The organism is Brevibacterium sp. FAM 24630, from assembly GCF_049804075.1.
GTDB lineage: Bacteria > Actinomycetota > Actinomycetes > Actinomycetales > Brevibacteriaceae > Brevibacterium.
Genome location: NZ_JBNBZD010000007.1, coordinates 131,989 through 155,452, shown reverse-complemented (window position 1 = coordinate 155,452; position 23,464 = coordinate 131,989). Strand labels below are relative to the sequence as shown.

At 65.6% G+C, this 23,464-nt stretch carries 18 protein-coding genes; 8 read left to right on the top strand and 10 right to left on the bottom strand.

The genetic code is table 11. The features are described from left to right. Window positions 1-72: 72 nt before the first annotated feature. Both ACPUD7_RS07775 and ACPUD7_RS07770 read right to left on the bottom strand, forming a co-directional pair. The gene (locus tag ACPUD7_RS07775) at window positions 73-1,221 is read right to left on the bottom strand and encodes a P1 family peptidase (protein ID WP_425119546.1); all 1,149 of its coding nucleotides are present in this window, start codon (window positions 1,219-1,221) and stop codon (window positions 73-75) included. Next, window positions 1,221-2,741, bottom strand: coding sequence for an aminopeptidase P family protein (locus ACPUD7_RS07770; protein ID WP_425119545.1), 1,521 nt, complete (start codon window positions 2,739-2,741; stop codon window positions 1,221-1,223). The genes ACPUD7_RS07775 and ACPUD7_RS07770 overlap by 1 nt, the downstream gene beginning before the upstream one ends. 79 nt (window positions 2,742-2,820) lie before the next feature. Here ACPUD7_RS07770 and ACPUD7_RS07765 point away from each other — a divergent pair, with 79 nt between their 5' ends. Continuing rightward, the gene (locus tag ACPUD7_RS07765) at window positions 2,821-3,678 is read left to right on the top strand and encodes a PHP domain-containing protein (protein WP_135538774.1); all 858 of its coding nucleotides are present in this window, start codon (window positions 2,821-2,823) and stop codon (window positions 3,676-3,678) included. A gap of 2 nt (window positions 3,679-3,680) precedes the next feature. Here ACPUD7_RS07765 and ACPUD7_RS07760 read toward each other — a convergent pair whose 3' ends face one another. Together ACPUD7_RS07760 and ACPUD7_RS07755 are read right to left on the bottom strand one after the other, a co-directional pair. Then, the gene (locus ACPUD7_RS07760; RefSeq protein WP_135538772.1) at window positions 3,681-4,871 is read right to left on the bottom strand and encodes an acyltransferase family protein; all 1,191 of its coding nucleotides are present in this window, start codon (window positions 4,869-4,871) and stop codon (window positions 3,681-3,683) included. A 172-nt stretch (window positions 4,872-5,043) separates the two neighbouring features. Further along, window positions 5,044-6,576, bottom strand: a complete 1,533-nt coding sequence (locus ACPUD7_RS07755) for a DEAD/DEAH box helicase (RefSeq protein ID WP_135538770.1) — start codon at window positions 6,574-6,576, stop codon at window positions 5,044-5,046. A gap of 61 nt (window positions 6,577-6,637) precedes the next feature. Between ACPUD7_RS07755 and ACPUD7_RS07750 the strand changes: the two genes are divergently transcribed. Continuing rightward, window positions 6,638-7,270, top strand: coding sequence for a ferritin-like fold-containing protein (locus ACPUD7_RS07750; RefSeq protein ID WP_135538768.1), 633 nt, complete (start codon window positions 6,638-6,640; stop codon window positions 7,268-7,270). Window positions 7,271-7,348: 78 nt separating this feature from the next. On the opposite strand, the gene ACPUD7_RS07745 is transcribed toward ACPUD7_RS07750, so the two are convergent. Together ACPUD7_RS07745 and ACPUD7_RS07740 are read right to left on the bottom strand one after the other, a co-directional pair. Beyond that, window positions 7,349-7,570, bottom strand: a complete 222-nt coding sequence (locus ACPUD7_RS07745; protein ID WP_135538766.1) for a DUF3107 domain-containing protein — start codon at window positions 7,568-7,570, stop codon at window positions 7,349-7,351. A gap of 172 nt (window positions 7,571-7,742) precedes the next feature. Beyond that, window positions 7,743-8,336, bottom strand: coding sequence for a TetR/AcrR family transcriptional regulator (locus ACPUD7_RS07740; RefSeq protein ID WP_135538765.1), 594 nt, complete (start codon window positions 8,334-8,336; stop codon window positions 7,743-7,745). A 135-nt stretch (window positions 8,337-8,471) separates the two neighbouring features. On the opposite strand from ACPUD7_RS07740, the gene ACPUD7_RS07735 reads away from it, so the two are divergent. Then, on the top strand, window positions 8,472-11,768 hold the full coding sequence (locus ACPUD7_RS07735; protein ID WP_425119544.1) for a PD-(D/E)XK nuclease family protein: 3,297 nt from the start codon (window positions 8,472-8,474) through the stop codon (window positions 11,766-11,768). Then, the gene (locus ACPUD7_RS07730) at window positions 11,768-14,953 is read left to right on the top strand and encodes an ATP-dependent helicase (protein ID WP_135538761.1); all 3,186 of its coding nucleotides are present in this window, start codon (window positions 11,768-11,770) and stop codon (window positions 14,951-14,953) included. The genes ACPUD7_RS07735 and ACPUD7_RS07730 overlap by 1 nt, the downstream gene beginning before the upstream one ends. A gap of 94 nt (window positions 14,954-15,047) precedes the next feature. On the opposite strand, the gene ACPUD7_RS07725 is transcribed toward ACPUD7_RS07730, so the two are convergent. Next, a complete protein-coding gene (locus ACPUD7_RS07725; protein WP_425119543.1) occupies window positions 15,048-16,265 on the bottom strand; it encodes an aminoglycoside phosphotransferase in 1,218 nt (405 codons plus the stop codon). Window positions 16,266-16,380: 115 nt separating this feature from the next. On the opposite strand from ACPUD7_RS07725, the gene nudC reads away from it, so the two are divergent. Together nudC and ACPUD7_RS07715 are read left to right on the top strand one after the other, a co-directional pair. After that, complete coding sequence (gene nudC, locus ACPUD7_RS07720; RefSeq protein ID WP_425119542.1) at window positions 16,381-17,358, top strand: NAD(+) diphosphatase; 978 nt, start codon at window positions 16,381-16,383, stop codon at window positions 17,356-17,358. Continuing rightward, on the top strand, window positions 17,355-19,394 hold the full coding sequence (locus ACPUD7_RS07715; RefSeq protein WP_135538757.1) for an ATP-dependent DNA helicase UvrD2: 2,040 nt from the start codon (window positions 17,355-17,357) through the stop codon (window positions 19,392-19,394). Before nudC ends, ACPUD7_RS07715 begins: the two co-directional genes overlap by 4 nt. On the opposite strand, the gene ACPUD7_RS07710 is transcribed toward ACPUD7_RS07715, so the two are convergent. Next, on the bottom strand, window positions 19,371-20,273 hold the full coding sequence (locus ACPUD7_RS07710; protein WP_135538755.1) for a hypothetical protein: 903 nt from the start codon (window positions 20,271-20,273) through the stop codon (window positions 19,371-19,373). The genes ACPUD7_RS07715 and ACPUD7_RS07710 overlap by 24 nt on opposite strands. A gap of 63 nt (window positions 20,274-20,336) precedes the next feature. On the opposite strand from ACPUD7_RS07710, the gene ACPUD7_RS07705 reads away from it, so the two are divergent. Next, the gene (locus tag ACPUD7_RS07705; RefSeq protein ID WP_135538753.1) at window positions 20,337-20,810 is read left to right on the top strand and encodes a hypothetical protein; all 474 of its coding nucleotides are present in this window, start codon (window positions 20,337-20,339) and stop codon (window positions 20,808-20,810) included. Continuing rightward, window positions 20,807-21,358 carry a M48 family metallopeptidase gene (locus tag ACPUD7_RS07700; RefSeq protein ID WP_425119541.1) on the top strand — a complete coding sequence of 184 codons (552 nt, stop codon included), beginning with the start codon at window positions 20,807-20,809 and terminating at the stop codon, window positions 21,356-21,358. The genes ACPUD7_RS07705 and ACPUD7_RS07700 overlap by 4 nt, the downstream gene beginning before the upstream one ends. A 45-nt stretch (window positions 21,359-21,403) precedes the next feature. Here the strand turns inward: ACPUD7_RS07700 and ACPUD7_RS07695 are convergent, their stop codons facing one another. Together ACPUD7_RS07695 and ACPUD7_RS07690 are read right to left on the bottom strand one after the other, a co-directional pair. Next, complete coding sequence (locus tag ACPUD7_RS07695) at window positions 21,404-21,955, bottom strand: NUDIX domain-containing protein (RefSeq protein ID WP_135538751.1); 552 nt, start codon at window positions 21,953-21,955, stop codon at window positions 21,404-21,406. Then, on the bottom strand, window positions 21,956-23,416 hold the full coding sequence (locus ACPUD7_RS07690) for a zinc-dependent metalloprotease (RefSeq protein WP_425119540.1): 1,461 nt from the start codon (window positions 23,414-23,416) through the stop codon (window positions 21,956-21,958). Window positions 23,417-23,464: the final 48 nt, after the last annotated feature.

Below are 23,464 nucleotides of genomic sequence, written 5' to 3'. Positions count from 1 at the left end.
GCACAGAAACGGGGCCCGCTGCTCGGCGGGCCCCGTCACTGTCAGGAGGACTCGAGCCCCGGGCCGGCGAGCTCAGAACGCGGCGGTGAAGGCCGAGGCGAAGTCCGGAGCGATCTCGCTCAGGGTCTGCGGCTGCTGCCATCCGGGTCCCGCCGGGGCCGCCGAGACGTGAGCGTCGAGGATCGCCAGGCTCAGCGCGTCGGCGGCCGCCGCGGTGATCGTCACGAGTTCGCGGGTGGCAGCCTCGTAGTCGGTCGGAAGAGCGTGTTCTCCGGTGGCGATGCCGAAGACGGTGTCGCCGTCATAGAGCGTATGCGAAGGCTGGACGGCTCGGGCGATGCCCGCATGCGCCCCCGATGCCATCCGAGTCACCTGTGCCGGGTCGAGAGCGGCGTCGGTGGCGACGATCGCGATCGTCGTGTTCTTCGCCGCCGCATCCGGTGGTGCCGCGACCGGCAGCCCCCGGACTCTCGGCAGATCGAATCCGTAGGACCGCAGCAGTGGATCCAACCACAGACCGCCGGTCGAGGTGCCGATCGAACCGAGGGAGTTCGCCGCGACAAGTGCGGCGACAGTGACACCGCCGGGCAGGCGGACAGCGACGGATCCGAGTCCGCTGCGAAGCGTCTGGAACCCCGAACGGGCACCGGCACCGGCACCGAGGCTGCCCCTGACCTCTCTCCGCGGCACCGCACTCGGTTTCCCTGCGGTCGATTCGGCGCCGGTCGACAGAGCGTCCCTCGCCGCCTGCGCGCCCTCGTCGGGTCGCGGCGGTGCCACCGGCCCCGCCCCGCGACCGAGGTCGAAGATCGCGGCGGCCGGGACGAGTGGGATGACGGTTCCGGGCAGACCGGGTGCGGGGAAACCGTGCCCCGCCTCGGCGAGGGCATCGACGACGCCGCTGACGGCGGCGAGGCCGAGAGCCGAACCACCCGTGAGGACGATGCCATCGGCACCATAGGAATGCGTGCCCGGGGCGATGACATCGGTCTCATGAGTGGCGGGACCGCCGCCGCGGACATCGACGCCGATGGTGGACCCGGACGGAGGGACCACGACGCTCAGCCCGGTCAGGCGCCCCGGGGTGAACTCACCCGCATGGCCGAGACCGAGTCCCGGGACCTCGAGGATGCCCCGGCCGCGCACCGGGCCGATGCCGTCAACCGGCATCGACTCGGCGTCCGCGTCCGTCCCCGGATGGGCGTCGTGTGCCGAGGACATCAGCGATTCCGACCCTGGACCCAGGCTTCGACCTCGGCGCGGGTGCGTGGGAAGTCCGCGGAGAGATTCTCCACACCCTCGGCAGTCACGAGGACATCGTCCTCGATTCGCACACCGATGCCGCGGAACTCCTCTGGCAGAAGCAGGTCATCGGCCTTGAAGTACAGACCGGGTTCGATCGTGAAGACCATTCCCGGTTCGATCGTGGCATCGAGGTACATCTCGGCTCGCGCCTGCGCACAGTCGTGGACGTCGAGTCCGAGGTGGTGGCTGGTGCCGTGGACCATCCAGCGGCGGTGCTGCTGCCCCTCGGGGGAGAGCGACTCGGCGGCCGAGACCGGCAGGACTCCGAAGCCCTCGAGACGTTCGGCGATGACTTCCATGGCCGCCTCGTGGACCTCACGGAATCTCACGGGACGGTTGACGTGATCGGCGGCGACGGCGAATGCCGCGTCCGAGGCCGCGAGCACGGCATCATAGATCTTCGCCTGCACCTCGGTGAAGGTCCCCGACACCGGCAGGGTGCGGGTGATGTCAGCGGTGTAGAGCGAATCGGCTTCGGCACCGGCGTCGACGAGGACGAGGTCGCCGTCTCTGACCCGACCGTCGTTGCGGATCCAGTGCAGGGTGCAGGCATTGTTGCCCGATGCTGCGATCGTGTCATAGCCGACCCCATTGCCGTCGGAACGTGCCGCGGTCTCGAAAGCGGTTTCGATGACGCGCTCACCGCGTCGGTGTCCCAGGGCCTGCGGCAGCGCGCCGACGACATTGTCGAAGCCGGCTCGCGTGATCGCGACGGCCTCGCGGAGGGCCGCGACCTCATGGTCATCCTTGATCAGTCGCAGCTCGGAGAGCAGCTGAGCCAGTTCCGCATCGCCGGCCTCGGAGGTCTCGAGATCGGCCTGGACCTGGGTGCGGGCGAGGTCGATGACTGCGTCGATGCGGGTGTCGGCCTGGCGCACGAGACGTACGGAGATCGCCCCGAGGTCCTTCGTGATGACGTCATCGACGATGGCGGAGTTCGCCGTGGCGATGCCGGTCATCGTCGACATGGCCTCGAGGTCTGCGCGAGGACCGACCCAGTATTCGCCGTAGCGGGAGTCGGAGAAGAACTCTTCCGTGTCCGCACCGGCGCGGGGACGGAAGTACAGGGTCACCTCATGACCATCGTCCTCGGGCTCGAAGACGAGGACGGCATCGGGTTCCGAATCGGTCTCCAACCCGGTGAGGTGGATGAACGCCGAGTGCGCACGGAAGCGGTAGTCGGTGTCGTTCGAGCGGACCTTGAGTCCGCCGGCAGGGACGACGAGGCGCTCACCGGGGAAAGCGGCCGAGACCTGTGCCCGGCGTGCTGGGGTGAAGCCCGCGGCGGCCAACGCCTCGGCGTCGAGCGGGGTGCGGTCCCAGCCGGAGGCGACGAAATCGCGGAAGGCCTGGGAATTGGGGCGATGCGAGCGGTTGTTGACGCGGTCGGAAAGGGCCTGAGACGTGTCTGGTGAATCTGAATTCTGCTCTGTCATGCCACCCAGTCTATGCGGCGGGGCTGACATCGTCGGCACATGTGGAAGAGGGAACGACAGTTGCAGATAGACTGTGATCATGGTCATCGATCTCCATGTGCACACCGCATTCTCGGACGGGACCCAAACTCCTTCCGAACTCATCTCCGAAGCCTCGATGGAGGGCATCGACGTCGTCGGCATCACCGACCACGACACCACCGCGGGCTGGACCCTGGCCGAGGACGCCGCACGCGTCTACGGGCTCGGGCTGGTTCGGGGAATGGAGATCTCCTGTCGTTACGAAGGCATCAGTGTGCACCTGCTGTCCTACCTTCATGACCCGTACAACACAGGACTGGCCGAAGTCGTGCAGGAGACCAGGCGGGCACGTCTGCACCGCACGCACCTCATCATCGAGCGCCTTGCCGAGGACTATCCCATCGACATGGACGCAGTCCTCTCGGTCTCCGGCGAAGACGCGACGATCGGGCGACCGCACATCGCCGATGCCCTCGTGGCCGCCGGTGTCGTGGAGAACCGCACTGAAGCGTTCTCCTCCATCCTGTCCAGCCGCGGCAAATACCATGTGGCGCTGCCGACGATCGACCCGATCACCGCGATCGGTCTCATCCGCGAAGCCGGAGGAGTCTCGGTCTTCGCCCATCCTCGTGCCGCCATGCGCGGACGGGTCGTGCCCGATTCAGCGATGACCGAGTTCATCGCCGCCGGTCTCGACGGGCTCGAAGTCGACCATCGGGACAACCCGCCTCAGGAACGGGAGGCGATGCGTCGACTCGCCCATGAGAACGACCTCATCATCACCGGGTCGAGCGACTACCACGGCACGGGCAAACCCAACCGCCTCGGCGAACACGTCACCTCCGACCACATGCTCACCAGACTCCTCGACCGCGCCGCCTCACGACCCGGCGGCGTCGACTACATCCAAGGCTGAGCTCAGCCGAGGATTCGCCGCAGCCGCAGCCGTCCCCACGCAAAGCTCAGCGCATAGGACACGGCGGCCATGGCGGCAAGGAAACCGAGGTACTGGATGACGAGGACGACCGGTCCGGCCTCGACATCGTAGAGGCGTTCGAAGAAGAGTTCGAGGAAGAACACATGGACGAGGAACGCGCCGAACGACGCTGACGCCAGACGCGCGAAGATCTTCTTCGTGCGGGTGCCGAGGCGCAAGCGGGAGACGAGGAGGATCACGCTGATCGCCAGCCCCACGATGAGCGGATTCGCGTTCTCGATCGGATAGGACTTCTGCGACTCCCACCAGAGGACACCGAGCGCCGAGGCGGCGAAGAGCAGACACAGCGTCCAGATCGGCGGACGCAGCTCCCCGGCGTGCTGGATGACGAAGGCACCGATGACGAAGTAGACGACCTGATAGGTGGCGAATCCCCATTTCCAGGCGTCCTGATCGGAGCCGACGAGGTCGAGCAGAAACGGCGCCCACACCGTCGATCCGGCCAGCACCAGGGCGAGAGCCGCGAGCCTCCACGGGCGCTCGTTCCTCCAGAACAGGACGAGCGTGCCGAAGACGAGGATGAGCGGAATGTACGCGTAGAGATACCACAGGTGGAAGCCGGGGCGACCGGCTTCGAGGAAGCTGCGCACGAGGTCATGGCGGACATTCACCTCGTCGGTGTCGAAGAGGTTGAATCCCAGGACGAAGATGACCGACCACGAGGCGAGGGGAACCAGGTGGCGCACGATCCGGTCCCACATCTTGGCTTCTGTGCGCGGGGGCGCACCGGCGAGCACGGCCCACCCGGCGATCATGAAGAACATGGGCACGGCCCAGGGATTGACAGCCTCGGCGAGATGACCGAGCCACCAGGCGTCGGAGCCTTCCTCGCTGCGGCCGATGAGCACACCGCCGGAGTGGCCGATCATCACGGTCAGTCCGGCGAGGACGCGCATGACATCGACATCGTGCCGGTGGCGCCTGCCGGTGCGGGTGCCGGGGGAGGTGGCCGCGTCCGAGGCGCGGTCGGACGCTGACGACTCGGAAGCCGGGTCCAGACCGGCCGCGAGCTCCTGACTCTTCGGGGAGAGATCGGAGACCCCGGCAGGTGCTGCGGGGGAGGGGGCATCCACACGGCGTGAACTGAACAATGAATCGCTCTCGTTCGTCATCGGAGACAGGGCGTCAGAACAGTCTTGACCACCGAATTGAACGCCTTCGGAGATCAGGTTGAACGCAGAGTGAACGAGGCTCCGTGATCCGGACACGGGACGGCGAAGGGGCCCCAACCGAGCACGGTTGGGGCCCCTTCAACGAAGTCTGTGCGCCGTCGCCGGCGTCAGTTCAGTCCTCGCTGGCGTCGGTGGCCGAGTGCCCACCCTGGCCGGCATGGCCGCGGTTGACCGGTTTGCCGCCGCGGGTGCGCCGACGATTGCGCTGGCGGCGCGGCTTGCGGCCTTCCTCACCGGCACCGGAAGAGGAGCCGCGACGGTCGGAGGAGCCGCCTCGGCGGTCATCGGAGCCGCCACGGCCGGAGCCGCGACGGTCGGACCCGCGACGCTCGGACCCGCGGTTCTTCTCCCCGCCGGTCTCGTCCTCACCTTCGGGGTGCTGGCGCGGCAGGCGACCCTTGGTGCCCTTCGGGATGTCGAGGTCGGCGAAGAAGTGCGGAGACGTCGAATAAGTCTCGGCCGGTTCGTCGAAGTCGAGGCCGAGGGCCTTGTTGATCAGTCGCCAACGGGGCATGTCGTCCCAGTCGACAAGGGTCACGGCCACACCCGAGTGACCCGCGCGGCCGGTGCGACCGATGCGGTGGACGTAGGTCTTCTCGTCTTCGGGGCACTGGTAGTTGACAACATGGGTGACATCGTCGATGTCGATTCCGCGGGCGGCGACATCGGTGGCCACGAGCACATCGACCTTGCCGTCGCGGAAGGACTTCAGCGCCTTCTCCCGCTGCGACTGACCGAGGTCGCCGTGCAGAGCCTTGACGTCGAAGCCGCGGTCGCCGAGTTCGGCCGCGAGCTTGTCGGCGGTCCGTTTGGTGCGGGTGAAGATGATCGTGCGGCCCCGGCCCTCGGCCTGGAGCATGCGAGCGACGAGTTCGGACTTGTCCATCGAATGGGCGCGATAGACGAACTGAGTCGTGTTCTTGCCCAGCATGGACAGGTCCTCGTGGTCCTGGGCCCGGATGTGCGTGGGCTGGCTCATGTACCGACGGGCCAGTGTGATGACGGCACCCGGCATGGTCGCCGAGAACAACATCGTCTGCCGGTGTGCGGGCACGGCGTTGATGATCTTCTCCACATCGGGCAGGAACCCGAGGTCGAGCATCTCATCGGCCTCGTCGAGGACGACGGTGCGCACGCGGTGAAGGCGGAGGATCTTGCGTCCGTAGAGGTCGAGGAGGCGGCCGGGGGTGCCGACGACGACATCGACACCGGCCTTGAGCCGGTTGATCTGCGGGTCGAAGTCCATGCCGCCGTAGATCGTCATGATGTCGATGTCACGCTGCACCGAGGCGGTCACGAGATCGGCTGCGACCTGCTTGGCCAGTTCACGGGTGGGCACGACGACGAGGGCCTGCGGCAGACGCGGTTCCTTGGAGTCGTTGACGCTGTCGGGAGTCGCCTCGGGGTGGGTGGTCACCGAGGAGTCCTCGGTCTTGCCGACGACGCGCTGGAGCAGGGGGATTCCGAATCCCAGGGTCTTTCCGGTGCCCGTCTTGGCCTGTCCGATGATGTCGGCACCTGACAGCGCCACGGGCAGCGTCAGTGCCTGAATCGGGAAGGGGTGGGTGATTCCTGCTGAGGCCAGTGAGGCCACGATCGGTCCGGCGACTCCCAGCTCTGCGAAATCCGGTTCTGTCTCCGCCATATTCCAAACTCCTTTTAGCGCATTCGCGCTTGTCATGGCCCAGAACCGGTAGTCTTGAACTATGCCCGATTCTGTCCCATTGGCCGGTAATGATGCTGCAACGCTCGCTCTTCTTGCGTTCGGCGAGCTGACCGGTTTCGAACGTATGGCCACCAACGCGACGACCGCAGCGGATCTGGATGACAAGGTCATCCTGGCGCGGTTGGCCTCTCAGTCCTTCGCGAACTTCGAGCAGCTCTCACAGCACATCGATCAGATGGGCCAGGATGTGATCGAGCTCTGTCAGCACTTCGAGCCGACCTTCAACACGCTGGCTGAAAGGACTCGTCCTCGCGACTGGTACGAAAGCCTCATGAAGGGATTCGTCTTCGACGGAATCATGAATGATTTCTACCGCACGGCGGTGGACGAACTCGCGGAGCCCGGATACAGCCTGGCTATTGCAATTCTCGATGATACACGTGCCAGTGAATATGCGCGCAATCGTCTGACATCCGAAGTGGCCGTCGACACGCAGTTGGCGTCGCGTTTGGCGCTGTGGGGCCGCAAGCTCGTCGCCGAGACCCTCGGGCGGGCACGCAGCCTGCTCACCGATCCCTTCCTCGGCCTCGACGAGGACATGGTCGTCGAGCTGATCCCGGCGGTGACCTCGAACCATTCGAAGCGGATGTCCGCGCTCGGCCTCGTCGCCTGAGAGAGTGAATGCGGATGGGCCCCGGTCATTGCGACCGGGGCCCATCTGTCAGTTCCGCATTCATGCGCTTCAGTGTGCTCAGGCGCTGAAGCCCACGCGGCGCGCGGTTTCCGTGCCGAGTTCGAGGTAGCCCAGCGAAGCGGCGGGAACGAAGATCTGGCGACCCTTCGTGTCCGTGAACGTCAGCAGTCCATCGGACTGGATCTTCTCCTCGACGCGGGCGGCCAGCGCCTTCGAGTCTTCGTCGGTTTCGAGGGTGATCTCGCGCTGGGTCTGCTTGACGCCGATCTTGATTTCCATAGTGCTCCTTGTGCCGATCTGGGTGGCGGATGATGGATTGGACTGTGTCCAGCTTAACGTCAGCGGGGGAGGGTTTCTTCCCGCCGGATTCCGCTGTGGGCTGACGAACCGTGAGGCGCGAGCCGCTGTGCCCGTACCCGGTGTCCGGATGCCCGGTGCCTGAGCGTAACGGTCAGCGTTCGGCGAACGACTTCAAGCCTCCCCAGCTCATCTGCGTGAGCAGAGAGACGGCGGAATCGACGTCGATGCCGCGCTGGGAGTCGAGCTGTTTGACGACGACCTCGGCGGTGCCGATGAGAGCACGACACAGGAATCGCGCTTCATCATCGCGCAGCCGGGCGAAATCCTGCAGTGCGGCGACGACGCGGGAGGCCGAACTCTCACGAAGGGCGCGAAGCTTCTGCTCCGCCTTCGGCTCGTAGACATCCGAATTGAAGATGATGACGAACTCTTCGCGGTGCGAAACGACGAAGTCGAAGTAGGCGCGGTAGGTGGCCCGGATCTTCTCATGCGGGTCGTTCGTCGATTCCAGCGCTGCAGCGAGCCGGGAATCCAGGTGCGCGGCCGAGGAGTCGATGAGCGCGAGGTAGAGGTCCTGCTTCGAGTCGAAGTGCTGGTAGAGCACGGGCTTGGACACCCCGGCAGCCTCGGCGATCATGTCCATGGAGGTCGTTCGGTATCCACGGGTGGCGAAGACGGAGCGTGCGACACCTACCAATTGGTCGCGGCGTTGGTCACGGGGCAATCTCTGTTGTGGACTCGACATTCTTCAATGCTACGCGAAGTCCACCCTCTCCCCAGGCATCAGGTCGGCATCGGCGACGCGCGAGCCGCCCGTTCGGCGACGCGCCGGTTCCAGCTTCGGGAACCTCGTGTCAGCGGCTCGTGATGGAATACGAGTATGGATGAGATGACCCAGCAGATGGGCGGCGCTCTGCTCTCGGGCCGCTGCCTGAACATCATCGGCCGGCCGGGCACGGGGAAGACGACGCTGCTCGAATCCGTCTACGCGGATCTGGTCACACGGATCGACCCGGCCGCGGTCCTCGTCCTCACCCCCGACCGCGATCACGCCGATGTTCTGCGCAACCGGCTGCAGCCGCCCGCCGATGCGGTCCTCACCGGCGCCGCCGCCCGCAGTCTCGCCTCCTACGCCTACGGAATCGCCCGTGCCGCACACACGACACGCACAGGCGAGGACCTCGAGTTCATCTCCGGAGCCGACCAGGACGTCTTCCTGGCCGACCTGCTGGCAGGGCATGAGCTCGGTCACTCCCGTGGACCGCTGTGGCCCTCGGAACTCACCGCCGAGGTGCGCTCGACCTCGGCTTTCCGCACCGAGGTCCGCGATGCACTCAACCGAGTGATGGAGTTCGACTTCGGGATCCGCACGCCCGAACCGTCATCGACCGTCACCGGCCCGAGCGAGCACATCTTCGACTTCGGTCGCACCGCTCTCGGCCGCGTCCTCGCCCGGTGCCCCGATCCGCGGTGGGACGCGATCGCCGAGATCCTCGACGAATACCTCGGCATCCTGTCGATGCCCGGTTACGGCGGTGTCGATTCCGCCACCGTGCTCGCTCTGGCGGCGTTCGAGATCTTCCGTGAACCCGCCGAGGCGACCGCCGGCAGAACATGGTCGTTCGCTCCCGATCGGGTGCCGACGGTGGTCCTCGCCGATGGTGTGCAGGATTTCCCGGCGGCCAGCTGGGGCATCCTCGAACAGCTGCGTGACCGCGGCAGCGCGATCGCCCTGTTTGGAACTCCGGAGACGGTGACCGGGCGCTTCCACGGTGCGGACGCCTCGATCATCGACCGGGCCACCGCGGACACGGGATTCGACACCATCGTCCTCAACGAACTGTGGGACGTCGACCCCGCTCTGGCCGAGACCATCGACGGCTTCGGTGCCCGAATCACGACCCGGTGGTCACTGGGCCATATGCCCCGACCACGCCCCACAGCAGCACCCGCCGCCGACTTCTCCGCGGACTTGTCCTTCGACTCCGCTGGTGGTTTGGGCGACGAGTCGGCGGCGAACACACGAGCACCTGCCGAGGTCCCCGCGGAGTCGGTGTCTCCGGAGACGGCACTGGACGCGCATCTGGAGACTCACGTGTTCGAGGGCAGCGCTTCGGGCACCCGGTATCTGGCCCGGCGGATCACGAACTTCGTCGAAGATGGACACTCCTGGTCGGATGTGGCCCTCATCTGCAGAAACGCGAACAGCGCGCGGTCGATCGCCAATGAGCTGCGGGCCTCCGGTGTCTCCATCGCCACTCTGATGCAGCCGCTCAACGTCGACCCGGCCACAGCTCCGCTCCTGGAGCTGCTGTCGACGACGCCTGATTTCGACGACGATGAGTCCATCGCCGAACTCGCCCTGTCCCTGGCCGGCAGCATCTACGTTCGGCTCGACCCCGTGCAGATCCGCCGCTTCCGCCGCACCGTGCGCCGCCGGTTCCCCGCGCCCAGCAGCACCGCCTCTCTCGCGCTGGCGCTGCGCAGCCCCATCGACGATTCGTCCCCGCAGGCACTGGCGACGATCTCGCGCATGCTCCACGCCGCCGCTGCAGTCGGCACCGACGACCCCCACCAAGCACTGTGGACGATCTGGGAAGCCGCCGGTGTCGCGCAGAAGTGGCAGCACGAAGCCCTGCAGGACCCCGAGTCCGTGACCAACGGCTACCTCGACTCGGTGCTGCGCCTGTTCGCGTTGGCCGAGAAGATCGCCGACCGCGGCGGCTTCACCGCACGATCCTTCGCGGGGATCGTCGCCGAACAGGACATCGCTCAGGACTCCCTGGCCGACACTGCGGGATTCGCCGACCATGTTCGCGTCGGCACGCCCTCATCGTTGGCTCATGTGCGCGTGCCGCTGGTCATCATCGCCGAAGTCAACGAGGGAGTGTGGCCGAACCCGAAGCTGCGCGGCGGCATCCTCGGACTGACCGACCTCGCGTCCGTGCTGACGAGCGGAGAGACCGTGACAGCCGACCCTGGATATCACGCTCATGCGAAGAAGACGAACCTGCGGGAAGAGGGCGAGCTCTTCTACACCGCGCTCAGCCGTGCCCAGCAGAAGGTCATCGTCACCGCAGTCACCGATGCCGAAACCGAACCCTCCCCTTTCTTCGACGTGCTGGCTGCGGGAACCGCCAAGGGCACCGAGGTCGCCGACGGCTATGCGATCACCCATGAAGACGAGCTGCCGCCGCTGACTCTGCCGGAGATGGCAGCACACGCCCGAGCCCATCTGCTGCAGACCGCGGCAGCCCAGCAGGCAGACGCCCCGGATTCCGAGACCCTGAGCTGGGCGCAGCTGATGCGGGCGTTCTCCGCGGCCAGCCCGGCAGTCGAAGACCCGAGCCGTTGGCGTGAATCCGAAGACATCACTTCGTTCGATCCGCTGTACACCGACTCCGACACTGTCCGCGTCTCGCCGTCCCAGGTCGAAGCCTTCACCGATTGCTCTCTGCGCTGGTTCCTCACTCGCAATGGCGGCGATCGCGCGAGTTCGACCGCACAGAACCTGGGCACCATCATCCACGCAGCCGCCGAGAACTACCCCGAAGGACCGACCTCAGCGATCCGCGACTTCGTCGCAGGCGAATTCTCCTCTCTCGAATTCGATGCCGAGTGGGAACGCGAACGGGAACTCGATGTGGCGATGAAGATGGCCGACCGCCTCGGCGAATACATTGAGAACGCTCCCGGCAGCCTCATCGGAGTCGAAGCGCAGGTCTATGCCGCCGGCGTCGATGACGCAGGGCGCCGGTGGAAGGTGACCGGTCGCCTCGATCGGGTCGAGGAGGTCTCCGGGGGACTGCGCATCGTCGACTTCAAAACCGGCCGCAACGTCGTCGCCGGAAAGGAGATGGACCGCCACGCGCAACTCGGGGTGTATCAGGAGGCGATCAACTCCGGCACCATCCGGATCGGCGAGGATGAGGAACTCGACGCTGAAGCCTTCGGGGCCGAGCTCGTCTTCCTCCGCAAGTCCTCCCGCACCGTCCGGGAGCAGCCGGCACTCGAGATCGACGAGAACCCGAAGTGGGCACGCGAGCTCATCGACGACGTGTCCGGCCGGATGCGGGCGGCGAGCTTCCCTGCCCGAGTCGAGCAGCAGAAATGCAAGTCCTGCCCCGTGCGATCGTCCTGCCCGGCGATCGGTCCGAAGATGTTGGAGGATGACTGATGCGCTACAGCGCCGAGCAGCTGGCCCGTCTGACCGCGGCCGAGCCCGCGCAGGCTTTCCCACCGAGCCCCGAGCAGCGGGTCATCATCGAAGCCGACCCGGCGCAGTCGATGAAAGTCACTGCCGGTGCCGGATCGGGCAAGACCACGGTCATCTCCCAACGTGTGGTGTGGCTCGTGGCCAACGGCCACGTGTCCCCGGAGGAGATCCTCGGCCTCACCTTCACCCGCAAGGCCGTCGGCGAGCTCGGCGGCCGCATCCGGGTCCTCCTGTCCCGACTGCGTCACAACCTCGGCATGGGACAGGAGCTCTCCCTGCCGGGACTGGACAATCCGACGGTGTCGACCTACAACTCCTACGCCGCCTCAATCGTCAGCGAACACGCAGTGAGCATCGGCATCGAACCCGAAACAGTGCTCCTCGACGATGCCACCGCACACACCATCGCCGGAGACCTCATCGACGCCACCCCGCCGGATGAGATCCCCGGAAACTTCTCCCGCGAGACGATGATCTCCGATGTCATCGCATTCGCCGGCGCGATGAACGACCACGGTCGCGATGTCGGTGAAGTCACCGAATACCTCGAACAGTGTCTGGCCGCCCTCGTGTCGAGCAAAGGCAGACCTGTCGACCCCAACGGGCGACGGGCGAAGCTCGAAGCGAAGATCCGGACAGCGCGACTGGCCGACGCCTATATGCGCGAGAAACGACGCAACCTGGCGATGGACTTCTCCGACCAGGTGCGGTTCGCCCAACGCATCATCGATCAGGTGCCGGCAGCGGCCGCCGCCGAACGGGCGCGGTGGAAGATCGTCCTCCTCGACGAATTCCAAGACACCTCGGTCGCCCAGCTCACACTGCTGCGCGACCTCTTCCACTCCACCGCTGTGACCGCGGTCGGCGATCCGAGGCAGGCCATCTACGGCTGGCGCGGCGCCAGTGCCGACAATATGATCCGCTTCTCCTCCGACTTCCACAACGTCGAATCGCTGACCCTGAGCACAAGTTGGAGGAACGACCGAACCATTCTCCAGGTTGCCAACCGCATCGCCGACGGGCTCACCGACAGCAGCGAACCCCCACTGTCGGCCAGGGACGGGGCCGGCGATGGTGAGGTGAGTGTCGAGGTCAGCTCGGGCGCTCATGACCCGGACTATCTGACCAACGGTCTGAGAGCAGTCACCGACTGGTTCGCCACCATCCCCGAGGGTGCGACGAAGGCCGTGCTGTGCCGAAAACGCGCACACTTCGCGCCGGTGGCCGCCGCGCTCGAAGCCGCCGGGTTCGCCGTCCACGTGCATGGATCCTCCGGGCTCCTCAGTGACCCCTTCGTCGCCGACCTGCGGTCGGTGCTCACCGCCGCGATCGATCCCATGGCCGGAGACGAACTCATGCGGCTCATCAGCGGCCGCATGCTCGGCCTCGGCGCCGCCGACATCGCCGGGCTGCAGGCCTTCACCCGCCGGCAGACCGAACGACGCCAGGCAGAGCGCGCCGAGACCGCTGCCGATCCCGCCGAGGTCATCGTCGAAGCCATCGATCAGGCGACGATCGTCGAAGGTCTCGACGAACTCGTCGAAGTGGACCGAGCACTCGACCACGGTCCGCGCTCGGCGACCGACAAAGCGCTGCTGTCTGACTACCGCAGCTCTGGTCTGAGCACCGAAGCGCTGCAGCGGCTGGTCCGTCTTGCCCGTGCCCTGCGCACCACTCGATCAGGCACCGGCACGATCTCCTCGATCATCCGAACCGCTATGACGGAGACCGGAATCGACTCCGACGTCTGGGGGTTGAGCGATTCGCTGCGCAATCTGCATCGGTCGGCCCTCGATGCGTTCCTGTCCGCAGCCAGCCAGTATTCGGCCGCCGACGACCGCCCTTCGATTCCCGGGTTCCTGTCATGGCTGAGCCTCATGGAGGCCCATGATGCGCTGAGCACGGCCGAACCGACGGCCGCCGCTGAGGCGATCAACATCATGACCGTTCACGCTTCGAAGGGGCTCGAATTCGATGCTGTGGCCGTGCCGTCGCTGGTGGTCAAGGACTTCCCGACCGAACCGCGTGACAAGGAGGGGTGGATGGACCGCACCGCACTGCCGTATCCGCTGCGCGGAGACCGCGCACACCTCGTCGACTTCGACCTGCGGGAAGCACAGTTCGACACGAAGAAGGCACTCGACGAATGGATCGGAGACTTCATCCGCCCACATATCGCCGATGCACATGTGGCCGAAGAGAGACGGCTGGCATATGTCGCCTTCACTCGTGCCAAACGCCACCTGTGGCTCGGCGCGGAACTGATGGGATCGCGGACGGAACCCGACGAGCTGTCCCCATTCCTCACCGAAGCGGTCGAAGCGTTGGGACTGACGGTCGACATTCCAGAGCCGGCCGATGAATCCGGAGAAGACAGGATCGAGACCACCGAATGGCCGGTGCCGCGCACCCGGCAGGTCGCCGCGGCGCAACAGGCAGCATCATGGGTCGAAGCCAGTCCCGAGGTGAGTCTGGAGACGCTGGCTGACGTTCACGGGGACGTCGGCCGGTACGCCGCTCAAGCACTGCGGGTCGGTGCCCGGCCGGGGGCGGCAGCGACGGCCGGCATGCCCGACCGCCTGTCCGCAACCGCTCTCGTCTCGTGGCGACGGGATCCGCAGGGATTCCGCACACAGGTGCTGCGACCGATTCCGACGCCACCGAGTCGGGCGGCTGAGATCGGCACGAACTTCCACTCCTGGGTCGAACAGCACTTCGGCCAGTCGAGCATCGACATCGGCGAGGACGAAGCCGTCCGCCCGATCGATGCCGCCACGATCAAACGGCTGCAGTCGACCTTCCTCGCCTCAGAGTTCGCCACCCGGCGGGCCGACCATGTCGAGATGTCGTTCGAGCTCGTCCTCGGTCGGTTCCGGGTGCCCGGAAAGATCGATGCGGTCTTCATCACCGACGGCCATGCCGAGGTCGTCGACTGGAAGACGTCGAAGAAGCCCGACACTCAGGTGCTCGAGGTGATGAAGTGGCAGCTGGCGCTGTACCGATTCGCGATTCTGCGTGCACATCCGGAGATCACCGAGGTTACGGGCACGTTCTACTTCGTCGGCAGCGACGAGGTCGTCCGCTTCACGGAATTGCCCGATGAGGACGACGTCATCCAGTGGCTCGACGCCAACGACCTCGGCTGAACGCCTCTGTTCCACCGATCGCCCGCGTGGCGCCCCGGGCAGGTCCGATTCGCTTCAGGGGCGGATCGGAAGCCTAGGGGCAGAACTCGTGAGTTCAGGGACGATCCGGCCGTGAGATCGGACCGGTTTCGTCACCGTCGACCGTGTCCGGAGTGGGCTCGGTGGTGACACCGGATCCGGGTTCGGAATCGCGGTCGGAAGTGCCGTCGGACGCAGTGTCGGTCGGCCGTGCCCGGGGGATGAACACATCGGAGGGTTCGTTCTCGGTGATGGCGGCTTCGACGTCCGGTTCGGCCGTGCCACCGGCCGATTGCGATGCTTCGGCAGGGTTCGAGTTCCCAGTGTCCGCTTCAGCAGAGGCCGCCGAAGCCTGATCCGTCTGTGCATCGGCGGAGCCGGCGAAGAGCACGTCGTTGAACGAGGTCAGCAGATCGGCGGCATCGTTGATCGCAGATTCGTCGCCGGAGTCGACGGCTTCGAGCAGCCAGTCGACGACCGCGAATTCGGCGAGCAGCTCGGCACGTGCAATGACGTGCTCATCGGCTCGGGGGCGCGCGCTGCGGTATTCCTCGTAGAACGTCGGCAGCGCGGCCGGATCGATGAGCGCCGAGGCTGCGGCCAGATCGATGGCAGGATCGGCGACACGCAGTCTGCCGATCTCGGACAGGGCCAGCACTCGCTCCTGATCGGTGTAGACGCTGGTCTCATCGATGGACCCATGGATCGGCGTGGCCAGAAAATGCCAGAGAGCGACCTTCTCGAACTCCTCTTCCCAATGCTGGAGCAGCGCTGAGGGCACCCGTCCGGTGCTCGCTGCCTGATCGAGTCGTTCGAGGATGAGGAACTGGGATCGGGACGGATCTTCGACGGGGAACCCGGCTTCGGACACCGGTTCGGGGGCTGCCGAATGCACGGTTGCCAGCGCCTGCGCGAAGGAACTGGCCCGGGCCGTATCGGCGATGGGCACATCGCCGAGCGGTGCACCCGGCAGGGGATCGACCAGGGTGACCGCCGTCGGTGTGGAGGTCTCGAAGTACTCGGCATCCACTTCGGTGATGGCGCGCAGATGCGGCCAGGTGAAGTCCGCGTGCGGGTACATGGAATCGTAGATCCGACCCGCCTCGGCAGCGGATCCGATGTCCGCGGTGCGATCGAGCTGGGTCTGGGCCGTCGCGACAAGCTCCTGCCGGTCATCGCCGAGAAGTACTCGGACTCCGGCGTCGAGGGGCGGCAGGGGTGTCCATTTCGTCGGTGCGAAGCCGTCGAGCATCGTCGCCGCGATCGCAGTCAACTTGAGCGCCTTGGTATCCACCTTCCCCAATCTACCGTCTGCCTTGCGCTGAGACACGGGACTCGCCGTCGAGCGTGTCTGGAGGCTGCTTCGCTCGGGCCCGCCTGCGTCAGGGGCTTAAGTTATCGTGGAAGACATGAAGCCATTGCCTCCCGTGCAGCCGATCAGTCTCGCCCGTCATGGAATCGATCGTGACCATCTCACCCGTGGTCAGGACGGCGACCTGTCTGAGATCTGGGCCGCAGGGGCCGTGCCTGTCTTCGAACATCGCGGGACGCTGCTCGTCTCCGCCGGCGGTCTCTTCCTCAGCGATCGCAGTCTGGTGCCGGACGGGCAGACGGAGATCTATCTCGGTCGGGATCGTCTGGGCACCCGGTACATCGGAGTCTCCCTCGATGACGAGGGGCGCAGCCACCTCGATTCCGCTCTCGACGTCTCCCGCGCACGTGATGCCAGCGATCTGCTCACCGCTCCGGGGGAGGGCATCGACAGCTCCGAACCCGTTTGGCTGCCGCTGCGGCATTTGGCCGAGGCTCTCGACGATGTGCAGGTGTCGCTTGCTGTCGAAGTCGTCGGCGTCGGGAACTGGCACCGGGCCCACCGGTTCTCTCCGCGTACCGGAGCTCCGACCACACCGGTTCTCGGCGGGTGGGTGCGCCGCGACCCGGAGACCGGCAGCGAGCACTTTCCCCGCACGGACCCCGCCGTCATCGTCGTCATCGTCAACACGGATGAGGACGGAGTCGAACGCGTGCTGCTGGGCAACAACGCCGCTTGGGAAGCCGACCGGTATTCCCTTCTGGCCGGATTCGTCGAACCGGGCGAGACTCTCGAACATGCGGTGATCCGCGAGATCTGGGAGGAAGCCCACCTCGAGGTCACGAACCCGCAGTACCTCGGTTCCCAACCCTGGCCCTTCCCCTGTTCGCTCATGCTGGGGTTCTCTGCAGAGGCACCGAACCGGGAATTCGCCGCGGACAGGTCCGAGATCGCTTCACTGCGCTGGTTCACCCGCGACGAGCTTCGCACAGCCATAGCCGAGAAGGCCGTTCGCGCCCCGTCGACGATCTCGATCGCCGGTCAGCTTCTCTGCAGCTGGTTGGACAACGCGTGAACGCTTCGGCCACGGCCCTGCTGGAGGCCCTGGACGAGGAGCAGCGCGAAGTCGCGACTCACTTCGACTCCCCGGTGATCGTCCTCGCCGGAGCCGGCACCGGCAAGACACGCGCCATGACACACCGCATCGCCTATGGAATCGCCACCGAAGTGTTTCCTCCCAACCATGTTCTGGCCCTGACATTCACTGCAAAGGCGGCCGGTGAGATGCGGTCGCGGCTGCGGGGCCTCGGCGTGCCCGCCGTGCAGGCTCGGACCTTCCACTCGGCGGCTCTGCGCCAGCTGCGCTTCTTCTGGGACCGATTCGCCGAAGGCGATTTTCCCCGCATCATCGAGAACAAGGCCGGAATCATCGGATCGGTCATGCAGAGTCTCGGTCTGGAGACCAGCCGGGAGCTGACCCGAGACGTCGCCTCGGAGATCGAATTCGCCGCTGCCTCGCTGCTCGGCGTCGACGACTATGCGACGAAGGCGGCGGCGCGTGATCTGCCCGGACAGTTGGGTGTCGATGACATGGTCCGCATCTTCGAAGCCTATGGGGAGGCGAAGACACGCGGGCGCCTGCTCGACTTCGACGATGTGCTGCTCGTGCTCTCGGGCGTCCTCGCCGAATACCCGGCCATCGCTGCAGAGATCCGCGAACAGTACCGACACTTCGTCGTCGACGAGTTCCAGGACGTCTCTCCGCTGCAGTTCGATGTGCTCTCTCGGTGGCTGGGCCCACGCGACAATCTCTGCGTCGTCGGCGACCCCGCACAGACCATCTACTCCTTCGCCGGAGCCGACGCGAGTCTGCTGGGTTCTCTGGGCACTGCGATGCCCGAAGCCAGAACGGTCCGGCTGGTGCGCAACTACAGGTCTTCGCAGTCGATCGTGACCACAGCGAACAATCTGCTCCGGTACACGGCAAAGACCGCCTTGACCCTGCGTACCGACAATGCCGAAGGCAAGCCCCCGAGCATGGCCGAATACCCGAGCGACGAAGCAGAGGCGAACGGTGTCGTCCAAGCGATCTCGGCTGAGATCCGGGCGGGGCGTCGTCCCCGCAACATTGCGGTGCTCTTCCGCACGAACGGGCAGAGTCCCGCCTATGAGCAGGCACTGGCCGCTGCGGGGATCCCTTATGTGCTGCGTGGGGGTGAACGCTTCTTCGCACGCAAGGAGGTCAAGGAAGCGGTCCTCATGCTCAAGGCCGCGCGTGCGACCTCGAGCGGGCAGCGGCTGCCCGATGCCGTGATGGAGGTGCTCGGGTCTCTCGGTTTCACACGCGAACCGCCCGGTCCCGGAGCAAGCCGGCAGCGGTGGGAATCGCTCAAAGCGCTCGTGGACCTCGCCGAGGAGCATCAAACGGGTCAGGAACTGCCTGTCCCGATGGGAGCCTTCCTCGATGATCTGGCCGACCGGGCCGAACACCAGTTCGCTCCCGACATCGAAGGTGTCACCTTGGCGTCGTTCCACGCTGCCAAAGGTCTGGAATGGGACAGCGTCCATCTTGTGGGCCTGAGCGAAGGACTCCTGCCGATCAGCTATGCGCAGACGCCCCGCGCGATTGCCGAAGAACGGCGCCTGTTCTACGTTGCGCTGACCCGTGCCGGAAAGGAGCTGGCGATGAGCTGGTCGCTGGCCCGCTTCGAGTCGAAGCAGAAACCTCGCAAGGCTTCCCGGTTCCTCTCGGAACTCGGACAGGTCGGCCACGCGAGGGGCGGAGGGCGAAAGCCTGCGAATACGGCGAGCCTCAACCGCTGTCGCGGATGCGGACGAGCGTTGGTCTCGCAAGTCGACAGGGCTGTGGGGCGCTGCTCCGAATGCCCCGCAGACATCGACTTCGATCTCCTCGACCGACTTCGGCGTTGGAGGGTTCGAGTAGGTATGGAACAGGGGCTTCCGCCCTACCTGGTGCTCACCGACACGTCCCTGTCCGTCATCGCCGAGGTCCGTCCACGTGATTTCGAGGAGCTTGCACGCGTGCCCGGGGTCGGGGCGACGAAGCTCGAGCTGTACGGAAAGAGTCTATTGAGCCTGCTCTCCGAGTGAACCGAAATCGGGCACGGGCGCCCGACATCGACATCGCTCGTGGAAGGTCGGCCCGTGGTCGTCCACACCTCCTGACTCGAGCGAGATGCTCCGGGCGACGAGAGCGAGTTCGGGACGCAGGAGAGCCTGCCGGAGCAGCTGAGCGACATGTGCCGAGCCGAGGATGCGCGCGGCGGGATCGCACAGAGTCTCGCGATCGGCAAGGGCCCGCAGGCGAGGATACTGCTCGAGCCATCCGGAATCGCTGTCCTTGCGATGCAGGCACTGACACATCGTGCACGGAGTCCGCCCGGGACGGATGAGCCCTGTGATCTCCACGGCATGTTCACCGAGCACCACCTGGCAATGGTCGATCTCACGGTCGTTCAGCCATATGGCCGCATGCAGGTCCGGAACCAGATGGGAACTCGCAACGACGATGGGAGCGCTCATCAGGTTCAGCTCGTCAATGCGACGGGCTGAGGAGATCGCAAAGCCGAGTGCAGCGAGCTGCCCTTCTGCCTGCGCCCGCAGCGGACCGGTGACCAGCACGGGACGAGCACCGAGGATCTGTGAGACTCGGTCGGGAGCCAGACCGAAGGAACGTGCGGCGGCGAAGACGGGCGAGCCTTTCCGAACGGCTCCCGAGTCCGGACCTTCAGGAACCAGCACGCCGGCCTCGCCGAGCAGCGTGATGAGGGAGCTGGCCCGACTGAGATCTGCCCCGAGCTCCTGAGCGCGCGCATAGAACTGGGAAGAGCCGATGCCCAGCCGCAGATCCTCGATGAGACTGACATCGGCCGGAAGCAGCCCGTCGATGAGCACAGGATCATCGGCACCGAACTGGACGCACGACGACGAACGCCATGTGATGGGAACACTGGGAAAGATCCTGAACATCTCGGCACCTTCGCCTCGGCAGCTCTGAGACTTCCACGGTAGTGAACCGGAGGGCGAATAGCCATGGGCCGCAGCGAACTGTGGATAACCCTGTGGGAAACGGTTGAGGACAAGCCGGAAGACATGTTCGGGCTTGCCCTCAACCGCATCATGCCCCAGGCGCTCGCGAAGACTCGTGCGGCTTCCCCTTCCGCACGTATCTCCGGGTTTTCCGGGGTCAAGCATAGAACTTATTCCGCATTCGCCGCCGCGTCAATGCACCGTCATGCACAGACACGTCAACAGCCTGTGGATAAGCTGTGGGAATCGCTGGTAGGGCTGTGGAGGGAAGGCGGCTCGTACGCGGTCGAATCTGTTGATAAGCCATCCATCAGTCGGTGCCAACACCACTTCGAGGCGGTTTCCGATCGCCGAGGCGGCTGTGGACGACCGGATCGAGGACGAAAGAACCGTGATACTCAGGAAACTCACAAGTTGGGGAGCGGTGATGGAGATCTCCCGGCGATGTCAGTGCCGTTTCCTATGATGGTGCAGTGACCAGAGGACAGCGGTGGACCGAAGAGGAAGTGCTGCGAGCGATCGCCCGCGGTGAGATCGAAGTGCGCCGATCGGCCAGGCGGAAGAAGACCGTGGCCGTGTCGAAGGAGATTGAGACCTATGTCCTGCGCACACCTGTGCGTTACAGCGTCGAGCACAACATCAGGTCGCTGACAGATCTGTTCAATCGTCTCTCCGCCCGCGATCATTCCTCCGCCGCCGATCTCGTCGAACTGGCCGAGGAGATGAGCCGCCGCTTTTTCGCTGGGCGGCTGTGCCCTGCCTCGATCAGGTGGGTGACGAACCAGAACCTCAGCAGGTGGGCGTCGACGACGACCTCGACGGGCGACATCCGCATCTCCCACCGGCTTCAGGCCGTCCCCCGGTGGGTGCTTGAGACAGTGGTCGTCCATGAACTCGTTCATCTGCAGATCGGCCCGCATTCGAAGGAATTCCACGCCTTGGCGAACCGGCACCCCAGGCAGGCGGATGCGAAGCTCTACCTCGAAGGCTTCAGTGATGGTGAGCGGTTCGGCCGGGGGAGCTGACTGACCGGAGGGCGTCGGTTGCGGGTGTTGAGAGCCCGGAGCCCGTCAGCGATGAGCATCGGACGAGCGGAGAGCTGCAGCGTAGAGCCCCGGCAGGCGTGCCGGCAGGTCCGGCATGAGCGCTGCGGGCAGATCTCGCATCGAAAACCACGCCACGTCGAGTGATTCCGCGGATACGCTCGGCGATTCCGTCACCGAGGCGTAGGCCGCGAACACGACGTCGAAGTGCCGCGTGCAGCTGCCGAACGACGATGACAGGTCATGCACGTGCAGGTCGACGGGGGCGGGGGAGACGTGGAGGAGCTGCATGCCGCTCTCCTCCTCGGCCTCTCTGCGGGCGGCAGCATGCAGAGAGAGGTCCTCGGGTTCGAGATGACCGCCGAACTGCCCCCACAGTCCGGCTTTGCGATGGTGATTGAGCAGGACCGACTCCGTATCGGGGTCGACGACCAGACAGCTCGCGGTGACGTGGTGAGCTCCGCCGTCACGTCGCAGAGAATCCGCTCCCTGCAGGCCGAAGAGTTCGACGAAGTCCTCGAGGAACGGTCCGGCAGGGGCCAGGTCGATCTCCCGACGGGCCGTTTCGAGCTCGATCATTCAGCGATCGTCACTCGCGTCCGTGTCATCCTCGTCCGAGTCCGAGTCCGAGTCCGAGTCCGAGTCCGTCGAGGCGTCGGCGGAGGAGTCTGCGTCGGAGTCCGAAGCCTGAGGAGTTTCGTCTCCGGTGCCGCCGGCGCCGTCGAGTCCTTCAGCGAGGATGCGGCTGAGGGCCTCGTCGATGCTCGATTCGTTGGTCCATTCGGCCTGACGGCGCTCCGAATATCCGAGTGGGTCATCGAGGTCCTGAGTCGTCGGCAGCAGGTCTGGGTGAGAGAACACCTGGTCCCTGGCTTCGGCCCCGCCCTGCGTCTCGAGGTAAGCGAACAGTGCAGCGGCATCGCGCAGGCGGCGCGGGTTGAGCTGCAGGCCGACCAGCGTGGAGAAGGTCTTCTCGGCCGGTCCAGCAGTCGCTCGGCGACGGCGCAGCGCTTCACGAACCTGGTCGCGACCGGGCAGATGTTTGCATGCCTCGTAGACGACGACGTCGGCCCAGCCTGCGATGACGGCGAGAAGGTTCTCCAGGGATGTCAGAGCCTGCTTCTGGTCGTCCGTCGTCGGGGGGTTGAACAGGCCTTGACGGATGTTGTCGCTGAGGTCGGAGATGTTCGACGGATCGATATTCGACGCCATGTCCTCGATCTGCGAGGTGTCGACCTTGAGCCCCTGGGCATAGCGGGTCAGAGCGGTCTCGACCTGGGCGCTCAGCCACGGTGCACGTTCGAACAGTGCGAGATGGGCGAGCTCCTGAGCGGCAAGGTAGATCCGGACCTCGGAGGCGTCGATATCGATATCGGCGGCGAAGGACTCCACATTCGTCTCCACCAGGACGGCAGAGTCGTGGGGGAGCAGGGGAAGTCCGACCTCGGTGCCGGTGAGGACGCTTTCCGACAGCGCGCCCACGGCCTGGCCGATCTGCATGGCGAACATCGAATCGCTCATTGATCCGAACATCGACGATGCTCCCGCGAGGATGCCCTTCATCTCCGCCGGCACCTGTGACTCGAGCGTCTCGGTCAGCGCCGTCGACATGTTCTCCTTGATGGGCAGAACGAACTTCTGCCACCCGGGCATCGTCTCCTTCACCCAGTCGGTGCGGCGCAGCGGACGCGCAGAGCGATTGGCCACGGAGAATTCCGTCGCTTCGGCGAGCCACAGCTCCGCCAGACGGAAAGCATCGGTCGTCGCACGTTCGGCTTCATCGGTGACTGCGGGGTCAGGGGTCGGCACGGCCTTCTGCGCGATCGACACAGCCTGAGCCTGCGGATCGGCGCCCTGCCCGAACAGCCCCTGCATCTGGTTCATGATCGTCGCCATCATCGATGGATCGATCTGGAAACCCTGCGGCATGCCGGACTCGTTTTTGTCCTCGCCCTCACCGGAACCGGGGCCATTGGCGCCGAAGAGCATCCCAAAGATCTGCTCGAACGGATTCTGCTCATTGTTGTTGTCATCGGTCATTGTTCTACAGCCCCCAAGAATCGGTTTGACTCCCACGTTAACGGTTCC